We start from the raw sequence: 12935 nt of genomic DNA, 5'->3' as shown, positions 1-12935 counted from the left end.
GCCAGTGAAGACACTCGCACTGCTACGGCCCTTACTGGAGTTTGGCGCGGTAGTACTGGCATTGCTATTGGGCGTACGCCTGATTACCGGCATTTTCCGGGGGAAGCGCCGCAGCTACACGCTCACTTTTCAGCGGCAGATGGTGCTGCTGTTCTGGCCGCTGCTGTGCCTGAGCATCGGGCTGCCCTTCCTGGCTTCTTTCCTGTTTGCGGGCGCCATCGCCACATATGAGTTGGTGCTGCTGCTGGCATTTTCGGCGCTGATACTGGGGTTTGCGGCACCGGCCCTGGCACTTCACCTGCACTACTACCTGCGCAACCACACCACCGAGGTAGTGTTTGAGCCGAAGCAAAACCTGCTGGAAGTATATGAAGCCGGGCAGCGCATTCCGTTTGGTCGCGCCGACCTGGCGCGGGTAGAGTACGTCCGGTGCACGTCGCGGCGGCTGTTCTGGAGCAACTACGAGTACGTGCAGTTGCACCTGCACAGCGGCCAGACGCTTACCATCACCTCGCTGCTGCTGAAACTGGGGCCTTTGGCCGAGTTTCTGCGTAATGCCAATCTACAGACCCATCAACATATTTTTTGTATAATACGAATATAGAAATCACCAATACGCAGATTTAAAACCGGTTGCTGCTCCATGATTCACAACTGAGATACGCGCTTAAAGCACACCGTAGTAGCAATGTAGATAAGCTTTCAGGTGTCGCCCAATTCCTGACATGATTACTAATACCGACAAAGTCACTACATTTACATATTGTCTTTTTGTATTTCTGCTTGATGCGGCACCTGTTGTTCTGGGTATTTCTTCTGTGTGGCACGTGTGCGGGCTTTTCCGCGCGGGCCATGTCGCAGGTATCCGGTTCTGCTGCCACCAAGCTCATCCGCAACCTGGCAACCCAGCCTCGTGACACAGGCCGGGTGCGGCTGTTGGCGGCTTTGTGCTACGAACTCCACGACACCGAGCCTGCCCAGGCGATTCGCTACGGCAAGCAGGCCGTGGATCTGGCTACCGCGCTGCACGACCAACCCGGCCTGCTGCGCAGTCTCCTGAATCTTAGCAGCTGCTACGCTAACGTGTCCGATGGCCCCCATGCGCTGCAGCTACAGCAGCAGGCCCTCACGCTGGCCCGCCAGCTCCGCGACAACGACGGCATCGTGCGGGCCTATACCGGAATTGGCGGGGTTCACCACGAGCGCAACGACACCATCAACGCGCTGCACAACTACACGCGGGGATTGGCGCTGGCCTACGCTAAGGGGGTAAAAGTGCGCACGCAGCTCATGCTATTCGGCAACCTGGGCAACCTCTACTCGCATCTGCGCAACTTTCCGCAGGCGCTGCTCTACACGCGCCGGGCGCTCCGGCTGGCCCGTTCCAGCGGCGACAAAGCCGGCGAATCGCTCTATCTGGCCCATTTGGGCACCTTCTACTACCAGCAGGACCAGCTGGATACCGCCGAAGGGCTGCTGCGCGAGGCTATTACGCTGGTAGAGCCGCTGAAAAACTACCGTATTGAAGCCGGCCACCTGGAGCTGCTTGCTGTTGTGCTGCTGCTGAAAGACCAGCTCGACGAAGCGGAAACGCTGACGTTGCGTGCCCTGCAGCTTGCCCGCCAGACCAACTATCAGGAGCGGGTACTGGATGGCTACAATCTGATGGCCGAAATCCAGGTAAGCCGCCGCCAGTACGAACAGGCTTTCAACTGGCAAAGCCGCTTCCGCGACCTGAACGACTCGCTCAACAGCCGCTCCCGCCTGCAAACCCTCACGGCCCTGCAAGCGCGCTACGATACGAAGGAAAAAGAACACCAGATCCGGCTGCTTACCCAGCGCGGCGAGCTGCAGCAGCTCCGGAACCGCGAATTATGGGCGGTGGTCGGCACGCTGGTTTTGGGCCTGGGCGGCATAGGCCTGCTCTACTGGCAGCTTCGGCGCAGCCGCTCGGCGCTGGCTACCAAAAACGTGGCCCTGCACCAGGCCACGCACGAGCTGCGTGAAGTGGCGGCCTCCAAAGACCGGCTGTATGCCATTGTGGCCCATGATCTGCGCGGGCCTGTTACCTCGTTCGTAGGTGTCACAGAGCTCATTGAATTCTACCTGCGCCAGGGCGACGAAAAGGGCCTGCGCCGCCTGCCGGCCCTGGTGCGCCAATCTGCCCAAAGCCTCAACGGGCTACTTGACAACCTGCTGAGCTGGGCCGTCAGCCAGAACGGGGAATTGGTGAGCCAGCCGGAGTCGTTGCCCGTCAACGAGCTGTTTGCTGAGATTGAGGAGCTGTACCGCACGACGGCTGAAGCCAAGCAGATCCGGCTAAGCACCCCTCACCTGCCCGACCTCGACCTGCGGGTATGGGCCGACCGCAACATGACGCGCACCATTCTGCGCAACCTTGTGGGCAATGCCTTCAAATTTACGCCCGGAGGCGGCCAGATTGCCCTTACCGCCCACTCCGCTCCTGACGGCAACAGCATCCTGCTCTCCGTAGCCGATTCGGGACGGGGCATGGCGGCCGAGCAGGTAGAAGCGCTGCTGCAGCAGGGCGCGCCACAGCCGCTTGTGCCCGCCATCAGCCGCACCACCCGCTCCGGCACCGGCCTGGGCCTGCCGCTGTGCCGGGCGTTTGTAGAGCGGCTGCACGGTACTTTGTCGCTGCACAGCGTATTAGGTGAAGGCACCACCGTATGGGTGCAGCTACCGGCCCAGCCGGTAGTGTAGCTGGTTGATGCGGGTTTGCCTGCTACTCCCGACCTTTGCTCGCTCTATTTGCCTCTGCTATGCAACTTCATCACCGCGAACAAGGCCAGGGCACACCGCTGGTTATACTACACGGCCTGTTTGGCACTCTCGACAACTGGCAGACGCTGGCTAAGCGTTGGGCCGAGGCCGGCCACCGCGTTATCAGTGCCGACCTGCGCAACCATGGCCGCTCCTTTCATACCTCCGAGCACAGCTATGAGCTAATGAGCCAGGATGTATTGGCTCTCTTCGACAGCCTGCAGCTGGGCCCCGAAACAACCCTGCTCGGGCACAGCATGGGGGGTAAAGTGGCCATGCACTTCGCCCTGCACCACCCCGACCGGCTGGCGCGGCTCATTGTCGTTGATATTGCGCCCCGTGCTTCCTCCATGGAGCACCAGGACAATATTCTGGCCGGCCTGAACGCCGTGCCACTCGCCCAGCTTGAAAGCCGCCAGCAGGCCGATGATGCCTTGGCGCAGCACATTCCGCAGCCCGGCGTGCGGCAGTTTCTGCTCAAAAACCTGTACCGCAAGGAAGACAACTCGTTTGCGTGGCGGCAGAACCTGACGGTGCTTACCGACAACATAATGGCCGTGGGTGCCGAAATAAGCGCGCCGCAACCTTTCCAGAAACCGGCGCTGTTCATACGCGGCGGCAAATCGGACTATATCAACACCGAGGACAAGCTGTACGGCATTCCGGCGCTGTTTCCCAATTCGCAGGTAGAAACCATCGTGGATGCCGGCCATTGGGTACACGCCGAAAAACCCGACGAAGTATTTGGGCTGGTGGATGCCTTTTCGAAAAGTTGAACTCTATTTCTACGTGTTCAGACTGCGTTTACCTTAACAACTGATTCGTCTTGAAAACCGGCACGCTTTACCTTATTCCCACTATTCTGGCCGACGACACGGCAGCGCAGGTGCTACCGCCGCAGGTAGCGGAGCGAGTGGCGGCGCTGTCTTACTTTCTGGTAGAAAATGCCCGCACGGCCCGGCGCTTTATCAAAAGCGTAGCGCCCAGCCATAGCATAGAAGCCCTGCGCATCAGCGTAATTGATAAGGATAGCACCGAAGCCCAGATTCAGGCGGCGCTGCAGCCGCTGCTGGCGGGCCAGGATGCGGGCGTTATTTCGGAAGCCGGCTGCCCCGGCATCGCCGACCCAGGGGCCGAACTGGCGCGGGCGGCCCATCAGGCGAGCGTCAGAGTGGTGCCGCTGGTAGGACCATCGTCGTTGCTGCTGGCACTTATGGCGTCTGGCATGAATGGGCAGAGCTTCACGTTTCATGGGTATCTGCCGATAGAGCGCGCCCGGCGGGCAGCGGCCATCAAGCAGCTGGAACGGCTGGCGCTGGCCCAGCACCAGACCCAGCTGTTCATCGAGACTCCCTACCGCAACATGCAGCTACTGGCCGATCTGCTGGCGCAGCTCAGCGGCAGCACACGGCTCTGCGTGGCCGCCAGCCTCACGGGGCCCGACGAATACGTGCGCACCGATACGGTGGCCGGCTGGAAGAAAAAAGGGTTGCCGGAGCTGCATAAGCAGCCAGCCGTGTTCCTGATTGGCAAGTAGCTCGCGCTAACGCGGCACTATTTCAATACCTGATAAACGAGCAGCGACGCCAAATAGGCTAATCCTGTCATGTATACCAACTGCAGAATGGGCCAGCGCCATCCTTTGGTTTCGCGGTACGTGGCGGCCAGCGTGCTCATGCATTGCATGGCAAACACATAAAACACCAGTAGCGAAGCGGAGCGGGCAGGCGTAAAGAACGGTTGCCCGTTTTCGTCTTTTTCAGCAGCCAGCTTCTGTTGCACGGTCAGTTCGTTGGCATCCTGGCCCACACTGTAAATAGTGCTCATGGTGCCCACAAACACTTCTCGCGCCGCAAACGAGGTGAGCAGCGAAATCCCGATTTTCCAGTCGAAGCCCAGAGGCCGGATGGCGGGTTCGATGAGGTGGCCGAAGCGGCCGGCGTAAGAGCTTTCCAGCTTCTGAGAAGCTACGCGGCTTTCGGTTTCTGCGGGCGTCAGGGCTTGGCTGATGGCTGTGTTCCGGGCCCTGGTTTCGGCCTGCTCCATAGCCTGGCCCGGCCCATACGAAGCCAGCACCCATAATATCACCGAAATAGCCATGATGACCTTGCCGGCCTGAAATACAAAGGCCTTCACCTTCTCCACGATGGTCAAGCCCACATTTTTCCAGCGCGGCCAGCGGTACACCGGAAACTCCATAATGAAGTAGCTGCGCTCCGTCGTGCGCATCAGCAGCTTCATGGCCCACGCCGAGCCGACCGCCGACACGAATCCCAGCAAGTACAGCCCCATTAGGGCCACACCGCGCAGGTTGAAGATACCCAGCACCGGCTGGTCGGGCACGACCAGTCCAATGAGCACGGTATACACCGGGATGCGCGCCGAGCAGCTCATCAGGGGCGTCACGAAGATGGTAATGAGCCGGTCTTTGCGGTTTTCGATGGTGCGCGCGCTCATGATGGCCGGTACAGCGCAGGCCATACCGGAAATAAGTGGCACCACGCTTTTGCCGTTCAGCCCGAACTTGCGCATGATGCGGTCCATCATGAATGTGACGCGGGCCATGTAGCCAGTTTCTTCCAGCACTGCTATGAACGCGAAGAGCAGCGCTATCTGCGGAATGAAAATCAGCACGCCGCCCAAACCGGCCAGAATGCCTTCGGTCAGCAGACTGATCAGCGGGCCGTCGAAATTGGTCTGGATTAGGCTGTTGATCCACGCGACGCCCTGATCGATGAGCTCCATGGGGTAGCTGGCCCAAGCGAATACTGCCTGAAACAGCAGAAACAGCACCGCCATAAAAATCAGGTAGCCCCACACGCGGTGCGTCAGCACCTTGTCGATGCGGTTGCTATACGGCTCGGCCTTTTCCGTGCGCGTAACCGACACCACGTTCAATAGCAGCTCGTTGATGTGGTTGTAGCGGGCTATGGTTTCCTGCGCCTGCCGGGCCGTGGGCTCAAACGCATACTTCGCCACCAGCTCCGCTATGTACGCCTTGTCATCGGGCGTCAGGAAGCTGATGTGGCGGAACTGGTGCGCATAATGCAGCGCCAGGTAGTCGTTGTGCAGATTGAAATAGTAGCGAATCTGCCGGATCATGGGCAGCAACTCCGGCTCCGGCTCATAGAAAGAGACACCGGGAGCATCCAGCTGCTGCGCCATCACAATCTTTAGGGCTGCTACCCCAATGCCTTTGCGGGCATTCATCGGAATGACAGGCACGCCCAACTCCTGCTGCAACTCGGCCAGATCAATGCTGATGCCGTGCTGCTCGGCCACATCCATCATGTTCAGGGCCAGCACTGCCGGCAGGCCCAGGTCGGCGAGCTGCGTGAACAGCAGCAGATTGCGCCGCAGGTTACTGGCATCGGCCGTCACCACCACAAAGTCGGGATACTGCGCCGAGCCCCGGTCGTAGAGCAGGTCCGTAATGACCTTTTCGTCGAGACTCTTGGGATAGAGCGAGTACGTGCCGGGCAGGTCAATGATTTCAGCGCGGTGCTGGGGCGTGAGCTGGCTTATGCCCGTTTTGCGGTCCACGGTTACGCCGGGGAAGTTGCCTACTTTCTGGTTGAGGCCGGTCAGCTGATTGAACAGCGACGTTTTACCGGAATTTGGGTTGCCGATCAGCGCGATACGCGTCAGGCGGCCATACCCCGGCAGGCGGCCGGCTGCTGTTTCCAGCGCGGCCACCGAAGCAGCCTGCCCGGCCGGGGCAGTTCGGATTCCGGCACTACTCATCGATACGCTACTCCTTCAGCAAAATGGTAGCCGCTTCACTCACCCGCAGCGACAAGGTATAATCGGCGGCTTCCCCCACTACCAGCGTAATGGGGCAGCCCAGTGGAGCACGGCTGTTGAGGCGCACCTGAGTGCCCGGAATGCAGCCCATTTCCAACAGCTTCAACGCCATTTCCGGGTCTTTCAGGCAGCAGATAGTGCCACTTTCGCCCAGCTGCAAGTCTTTTACACTCCGGCGGGCAGCAGTTTCGGGGGTAAGGATGGGAGTGGGCATGGCAGCTGAGTTATTTAGACTTGCTTTAAACAAAGGTACCACCCATTTAGGTTTCGGCCAAAATAGTATGCTTCCTCCCACACAATTCCTTGGTCCGGAAAGAACCGTCCTATAACTATTCCTTCGCGCAATTGCATCTTTATAAATATTTGAAGAATACTTGCCACAAATCGGCATTATCATTTTAATTTTGGCATATAACACTAGTTCTGCCTACCCATGCTCCAACGTTTACTTGCCTTTTTTGCATTTCTCCTGCTGTTTCCGGCCCTGGGCATGGCCCAGGAGAACCGCCTCTCCGGTCGCATCGTCGACCAGAAGACCAAGGAGCCGATTCCCTTTGCTTCTATCAGCCTGCGGGAAGAATCAACCGGCGCCCTGACCAATGAGTATGGCTTTTTTCAGATAGCCACGCCCGAGAAGAATGCACAGGATTCTCTTGTCGTTATTGCCCTGGGCTTCAAGCGCATGGCCGTGCTAGTGAAGCGCGGCGTTTCCCAAACCGACATCATCATCGAGGTTCCCAAGCGCGTAATTGAGCTGAAGAACGTAACCGTAACCGGCGGTAAGGTGAAAGACCTGGCCTTGGGCTCCAAAGCAAGCACACCAGGCGAAGGCATGATTCAGGGGATGCCAGGCAGCCAGTATGCTTTCTTCGTGAAAAATGACAAGTCGAAAAAGCTTGGCAACATCCGCTCGGCCTCGTTTTATATCGGCGAAAATGGCTTCCCGCGGGAGCCTTTCCGGGTGCGTATCTACAAGGCTGATGGCAACTACAACTCGCCTAATACGGACCTGCTCACCGAAAACGTGGTTGTATCTGCCCCCAAAGGTGGCGCCTGGTATACTGTCGACCTCACTTCCTACAACATTGAGGCGCCTACAGAAGGCTTCTTTGTAGCCATGGAATGGATTGTGAGCGGCGACAAGTTCTATACCACCAACTTCATGGACACCTACACGCCCTACGGCCAGATCATGCGCCCCACCTTCGAGTTCAAGGAAAGCCGCACCTGGAGCTACACGATGGGCAAAGGCTGGAGCCTGCTCACGCTTTCCAGCAATGGCCAGCGCTACAACGCCATGATTAAGGCGGAAGTAGACATGATTAAAGACTAACAGCAACGTGTGTTCTACGGACCACGCGGACAAAAAAAGAGGCTTGCCGGTTGGCAAGCCTCTTTTTTTGTCCGGTTATCTTGGCAGGCCGTGCATTGGCTACGAAACCCGTGCATGCTACTGCAGCCCGTAGCCTTACTTAATCACGGCAATTTCTACGCGGCGGTTTTGCTGGCGGCCTTCGGCAGTAGCGTTGGAAGCTACCGGCGCGGTTTCGCCCATAGGCTCAATGCTGACCCGGGCATCGCCCATCCCGCCGTTCTGCGAAAGCCATTTCTTCACGGCTTCTGCCCGCTTGGCGCTCAGTTCGCGGTTGTACGACTTGTCGCCCCGCGAATCAGCAAACCCCATTACGCGCACCTGGCTTTTGCCGTAGCGCCGGCCCACCGAAGCGGCTATTTCCGACAAGGCCCGCGTGGCCGTAGGCTTGATTTCTGCCTTGTCCGTATCGAAGAGCACTGTTTCTTCCAGCCCGTACACGCTGAACCGGTCGTCGCCGCGCACCGAAATTTCGGGCAAGTCGATTTCCTCGTAGGTTTCGTTGGCCAGAGTGGCTTTGGTCATGTCCCAGGCAGCATCGGCAGCGTTTGCTGTGTTGGTAGCGGCATCGGCCACGGTGGCGCCGTCGCGGGCCACTACGGCGGTGTCGGTGGTGGCTTCCTGAAGCTGGTCTTTTTCCTCGGGCTTTTTCAGGTCGCTGCAGGCCGAAGCCAGCAAAGCCGTTGCCGCCAGAGCGGAGAGCAAGTGTTTTTTCATGGGTAAGGTTGGTTGGGAGAGAAGTGAGCTGATATCCTCATCAGCGGGAAACCAAAGGGATGCTATTTCTTGGGCGTAGTATGCGCCACGATCCAAGAACGTATTATTTCTTCAGCCGCCGGCGAGAAGTTTCCGTGGGGCTTGCCGTTTACGAGCGGCCATTCTGTAGGCAGCGGCTGAAACAGGTGGTTTACGCCGGGCAGTTTCCGGATGGTTACGTCGCGGTTGGTGCGTAGTCCTTTGGCCAGGGCGCTCAGGTTGGCTTCGGGGGCTACTGCGAGGTCGGCGGTACCATTCAGGAGCAGCACAGGGCATTTGACATCCGCCAGACGCTCCAACGGATTGTAATCCAGAAAGTAGCGGTAGCGAGGCGAGGTAAACTCAACGGCTCTGGCCTGTAGAGTTGCCTCATCAATCCCCATGGTATTGCCCTGGCGAAGCAGGTTGGCCACAATAGCTTTGGACTGGGCCGCATCGGGCGTGTTCCGAATTATTTCGACCAGGTTCTGCTGCCGTTTCGTGGACAACTCAATCTGAGCGTCCTCGATTCCCAAGGAGCGTAGCCGGGCCTGCTCCTGCTGCACCACCAGTTCACTGCCCGGCACGCCGTAGGCGGCCAGCGTCACGACGAAGGCCGGCGGCAGCGGCTGAGCGGCCGACAGCAGGGCCACATTGCCACCTTCGCCATGCCCAATCACCCCAATCTGCGAGACGTTGATTTCGGGGCGGGTGCGCAGGTAGTTGAGGCCGGCCTGCACGTCGCTTACCAGCGAGGCAGTCGTTGTCGTGGAAAAATCCCCGGTCGAGCGGCCCACGCCCCGGTCATCGAAGCGCAGTACCGCCACCCCACGACGGGTCAGGTAGTCGCCCAGCGTCCCCAGCGGACGGTAGTCGCCGACGGTGCCTTCGCGGTCCTGAGCACCAGCATCAGACACCAGCACTACCGCCGGAAATGGGCCAGGACCGGCCGGAATGGTGAGCATGCCAGCCAGGCGCAGGTCGGCCGGAATGTTGGAATACGTGACTTCCTCTTCGCGGTAGGGCGGCGTGAGGCGGGCTTTCGGAGCCGTGTTGATGGGAGCGGCGGCAAAGGAAAGCGTGAGCGGCGACTGAAAGCCGGGCTGCCGCCAGATGCCTTCTATCTGCTTGCCATCGGGAGCCAGCCGGCCTGTGAAGCTGCTGCCGGCTTCTTCGGAAGCAAAAATGACCGTATCACCTTTCAGGTCCACTTTCACCTCCAGCTGGCTTACCTTCTGCAGCGGCACATCGAGGGTAGCGAAGTAAGAGCCGCCGGTGAGGCTTACCAGCCGAAAGATGACTTCCAGCTGGCCGCCGGGCATTGTGATGGGGCCCTTCCACAGTCCATCGAGTACGGGAGCAGCCGTGCCGGGTACCGCCGCTGCCAGTAGCAGTACCAGCAAGACGCAGCGCAGCCGGAAAGCGCGTAAAGTTGTTTTCATAGAGTAACAGGTGTGAGCAAAACGGGTTGGCGGCGCAGACGTGAGCAAGCCAATTATGACAAGTGCCCACGACGAGTAATGGCATATTCCCCGCAAGATAATTATATCTGATTTTTGTATTGCTACCATCTGAGGCAGACGGCGTCTTTTAATTAGCAATCAGCCAGTTTGCGACGGAAAGTATGTCCGTGAGCTACTCCGCCACAAACACGCGTTTTACCCGCTCACTCACATTCGTAAGCAGTTCATACGGAATAGTCCCGATTCGGCGGGACAGCTCGGGCAGCGGTACACCGGGCCCGAAAACTTCCGCCGTGTCGCCGGCCTGGGCGCCTGTGATGTGCGTGACGTCGGCCATGCACATGTCCATGCAGACGTTGCCGATGAGCGGCGCGCGCTGGCCCCGGATAACGACCTCGCCCGTGCCATTGCCGAAACGCCGGTCGTAGCCGTCGGCGTAGCCGATGGCCAGCGTAGCAATGCGCCGCTCGAAGTCGGTGGCCTGGCCGCGGCGGCCGTAGCCTACGGTTTCGCCGGGCGGCAGGGTTTTCACCTGCGAAATAGTAGTGCGCAACGTACTGACGGGCTGCAGGGCGTCCTGCTCGCGGCCGCTGGCTTCTACGCCATACAGGCCAATGCCCAGGCGCACCATATCGAAATGGGCCTCCGGGAAGCGCAGGATACCGGCCGAGTTGAGGGCATGCTTTAAGATGGAGTAGCCCAGGGCCTCTTCCAGCACGGGCGTCATGCGCTGGAAGGCGGCCAGCTGACGGCGCGAGAAGTCGTTGTGCTGCTCCTCGTCGGCGCCGGCAAGGTGCGTGAGGGCGCTGGCTACGCGCAGCAGGGCCGCATTTTCGCGCAGCAGCCGAGTTAGTTCGGGCAGGTCTTCTTCAGCGAAGCCGAGGCGGCGCATGCCGGTATCGAGCTTGAGGTGAATAGCCGGCAATGGCTGCTCACGAGCGGCCCGCAGGTAGTCGTGCAGCCTCTCGAAAGAGTAGATTTCGGGCTCTAGATGGTACTGGCGCAGCTTCTGGAAGGCGTCGGGCGAGGGGTTCATCACCATCACGGGCAGGCTGATACCGTGCTGGCGCAGATCCACGCCCTCATCGGTGTAGGCTACGGCGAGGTAATCGGCGCGGTGAAACTGGAGCAGGTTGGCGACTTCGGCCGAGCCGCTGCCGTAGGCGAAGGCCTTCACCATCACCATGAGCTTGGTGCCGGGCTGCAGGCGGCGGCGGTAGAAGTTGAGGTTGTGGGCCAGCGCATCGAGGTTGACTTCGAGCACCGTGCCGTGGATTTTCTGCTGGAAGGCAGCCACAATCCGCTCGAAGCCGAAGCGGCGGGCGCCCTTGACGAGGATAGTTTCCTGGCGGAAATCGTCGGGGCGAAAGTGACGCAGGAAGTCTTCGGTGGTATCATGAAAGGCCAGCTCCACATCGTGGAAGGCCATCTGATGCAGCCGGATTTCGGGGCCGATACCGATGAGGCGGTCGACGCCGTGGGTGGCGAGCTGGGCGGCGGCACGGGCGTACAGCTCGGGACCGGTCAGGCCCGACTCCAGCACGTCGCTCAGGATGAGGGTTCGGCGGCCGCGGCGGGGCTGGCGCGCCAGGGCATCGAGGGCCAGCGCAAGGCCGGCGAGGTCGTTGTTGTAGGTGTCGTCGAGGACGTAGCAGTCGTTGAGGGCCTGCTTCATCTCCAGGCGCATGGCCACGGGCTGCAGCCGGTCGAGGCGGTGCTGGATTTCGGCGGCGGGCGTCTGGTGCCAAAGCAGCACGGACAGCGCATGGAGGGCGTTTTCGACGGAAGGCTCGTCGGCGAAGGGCAGCGTGAAGGTGTGCTCCTGGGGCAGCGGGCGGGCCATGCTCACGCGCACCACGGTGCGGTCGGCGGAGGCTTCGGCCACGGTCACGGCCACATGGGCAAGGTGCGGATGCTGGCGGCTCCAGGTGAAGGTGCAGTGCTCGGGCAGATGGCGGCTGGCAGCGGCATGAATCAGCTCGTGGTCGAGGCAGTAAAAGAGCGTATCGACGCCGAGGAAGAGCTGCATCTTCTCTTCTACCTTCTCCTGGGGGCTGCTGAAGCCGGCATCGTGGGCAGTGCCGAGGTTGGTGAACAGACCAAGCGTGGGCTGGATGATGGCGGCGAGGCGGGCCATTTCGCCGCGCTCCGAGATGCCGGCCTCGAAGATGCCGAGCGTGTGCGTGGCGTTCAGCTCCCAGACGCTGAGCGGCACCCCCACCTGCGAGTTGTAGGACCGGGGACTTTTGCAAAGCAGCTCATCGGGGGCCAGCAGCTGGGCCAGCCATTCCTTGACGATGGTTTTGCCGTTGGAGCCGGTGATGCCCAGCACGGGCAGGCGGAAGCGGCGGCGGTGGGCGGCAGCCACGGCCTGCAGGGCAGCCAATGCATCATCAACCAGCAGAATACCCGCCTCAGGATAGGCCAGCAGACCACCGGGAATTTCCTCTGCCCTATCTACCACAAAGAGCCGCACGCCCTGTTTGTAGAGCTCGGGCAGGTAGCGGTGGCCGTTGTGCTGGGGGCCACGCAGCGCAAAAAAAACGCTGCCAACAGCCTGCCCGACGCGGCGGCTATCCAGGAGCAGCGACTGAATGGGCGCGGGGCCGGCGGGAGCCAGCAGCAGGGTGCCGCCGGTGAGGGCAGGCAGATCGGCAGAGAAATCGAGCATGGTGGCGCAAAGGTACTATGGTGATGAGGTGCGGCGGGGGATGGAACAGGTGGGGCCAGGATTTTATCGAGTGAATCCTGAATGGGAACAGGCAGGACGAGGGTTT

10 protein-coding genes are annotated in these 12935 nt (G+C 60.1%); 5 read left to right on the top strand and 5 right to left on the bottom strand.

All coding sequences use genetic code 11. The features are described from left to right. Positions 1 to 4 precede the first annotated feature (4 nt). From IC231_RS02260 to IC231_RS02245, 4 genes are all read left to right on the top strand, one after another. The gene (locus tag IC231_RS02260; RefSeq protein ID WP_190782987.1) at positions 5 to 604 is read left to right on the top strand and encodes a hypothetical protein; all 600 of its coding nucleotides are present in this window, start codon (positions 5 to 7) and stop codon (positions 602 to 604) included. A gap of 248 nt (positions 605 to 852) precedes the next feature. After that, entirely contained in the window at positions 853 to 2724 is a 1872-nt protein-coding gene (locus tag IC231_RS02255) for an ATP-binding protein (protein WP_190782986.1), read from the top strand. A gap of 59 nt (positions 2725 to 2783) precedes the next feature. After that, positions 2784 to 3560: an alpha/beta fold hydrolase gene (locus IC231_RS02250; protein ID WP_190782985.1), complete on the top strand. Its 777-nt coding sequence runs from the start codon at positions 2784 to 2786 to the stop codon at positions 3558 to 3560. A gap of 50 nt (positions 3561 to 3610) precedes the next feature. Beyond that, on the top strand, positions 3611 to 4321 hold the full coding sequence (locus tag IC231_RS02245; RefSeq protein WP_190782984.1) for an SAM-dependent methyltransferase: 711 nt from the start codon (positions 3611 to 3613) through the stop codon (positions 4319 to 4321). A gap of 17 nt (positions 4322 to 4338) precedes the next feature. Here the strand turns inward: IC231_RS02245 and feoB are convergent, their stop codons facing one another. Together feoB and IC231_RS02235 are read right to left on the bottom strand one after the other, a co-directional pair. Continuing rightward, the gene (gene feoB / locus IC231_RS02240; RefSeq protein ID WP_190782983.1) at positions 4339 to 6528 is read right to left on the bottom strand and encodes a ferrous iron transport protein B; all 2190 of its coding nucleotides are present in this window, start codon (positions 6526 to 6528) and stop codon (positions 4339 to 4341) included. A 7-nt stretch (positions 6529 to 6535) separates the two neighbouring features. Then, complete coding sequence (locus IC231_RS02235) at positions 6536 to 6802, bottom strand: FeoA family protein (protein ID WP_190782982.1); 267 nt, start codon at positions 6800 to 6802, stop codon at positions 6536 to 6538. A gap of 219 nt (positions 6803 to 7021) precedes the next feature. Here IC231_RS02235 and IC231_RS02230 point away from each other — a divergent pair, with 219 nt between their 5' ends. Next, complete coding sequence (locus IC231_RS02230) at positions 7022 to 7921, top strand: carboxypeptidase-like regulatory domain-containing protein (RefSeq protein WP_190782981.1); 900 nt, start codon at positions 7022 to 7024, stop codon at positions 7919 to 7921. Positions 7922 to 8056: 135 nt separating this feature from the next. Here the strand turns inward: IC231_RS02230 and IC231_RS02225 are convergent, their stop codons facing one another. The 3 genes from IC231_RS02225 to IC231_RS02215 all read right to left on the bottom strand — a co-directional run bounded on the left by IC231_RS02225 (position 8057) and on the right by IC231_RS02215 (position 12829). Continuing rightward, positions 8057 to 8677: an OmpA family protein gene (locus tag IC231_RS02225; RefSeq protein ID WP_190782980.1), complete on the bottom strand. Its 621-nt coding sequence runs from the start codon at positions 8675 to 8677 to the stop codon at positions 8057 to 8059. A 62-nt stretch (positions 8678 to 8739) separates the two neighbouring features. Beyond that, positions 8740 to 10137, bottom strand: coding sequence for an alpha/beta hydrolase family protein (locus IC231_RS02220; protein WP_190782979.1), 1398 nt, complete (start codon positions 10135 to 10137; stop codon positions 8740 to 8742). A gap of 193 nt (positions 10138 to 10330) precedes the next feature. Then, positions 10331 to 12829 (bottom strand): bifunctional UDP-N-acetylmuramoyl-tripeptide:D-alanyl-D-alanine ligase/alanine racemase, encoded by a 2499-nt coding sequence (locus IC231_RS02215; RefSeq protein ID WP_190782978.1) that lies wholly within the window; start codon positions 12827 to 12829, stop codon positions 10331 to 10333. Between the last annotated feature and the right edge of the window lie 106 nt (positions 12830 to 12935).

It is taken from the genome of Hymenobacter duratus (genome assembly GCF_014698995.1).
GTDB classification, from domain to species: Bacteria; Bacteroidota; Bacteroidia; order Cytophagales; family Hymenobacteraceae; genus Hymenobacter; species Hymenobacter duratus.
The sequence above is the reverse complement of the archived record's forward strand: the minus strand, read 5'-3'. Positions and strand labels throughout refer to the sequence as shown.

Bases quoted from the DNA above. Each gene is read 5' to 3' on its own strand.
- IC231_RS02255 (WP_190782986.1), top strand. From the start codon at position 853: ATGTCGCAGGTATCCGGTTCTGCTGCCACCAAGCTCATCCGCAACCTG.
- IC231_RS02225 (WP_190782980.1), bottom strand. From the start codon at position 8,677: ATGAAAAAACACTTGCTCTCCGCTCTGGCGGCAACGGCTTTGCTGGCT.
- IC231_RS02230 (WP_190782981.1), top strand. From the start codon at position 7,022: ATGCTCCAACGTTTACTTGCCTTTTTTGCATTTCTCCTGCTGTTTCCG.
- IC231_RS02215 (WP_190782978.1), bottom strand. From the start codon at position 12,829: ATGCTCGATTTCTCTGCCGATCTGCCTGCCCTCACCGGCGGCACCCTG.
- IC231_RS02250 (WP_190782985.1), top strand. From the start codon at position 2,784: ATGCAACTTCATCACCGCGAACAAGGCCAGGGCACACCGCTGGTTATA.
- IC231_RS02235 (WP_190782982.1), bottom strand. From the start codon at position 6,802: ATGCCCACTCCCATCCTTACCCCCGAAACTGCTGCCCGCCGGAGTGTA.
- IC231_RS02220 (WP_190782979.1), bottom strand. From the start codon at position 10,137: ATGAAAACAACTTTACGCGCTTTCCGGCTGCGCTGCGTCTTGCTGGTA.
- feoB (WP_190782983.1), bottom strand. From the start codon at position 6,528: ATGAGTAGTGCCGGAATCCGAACTGCCCCGGCCGGGCAGGCTGCTTCG.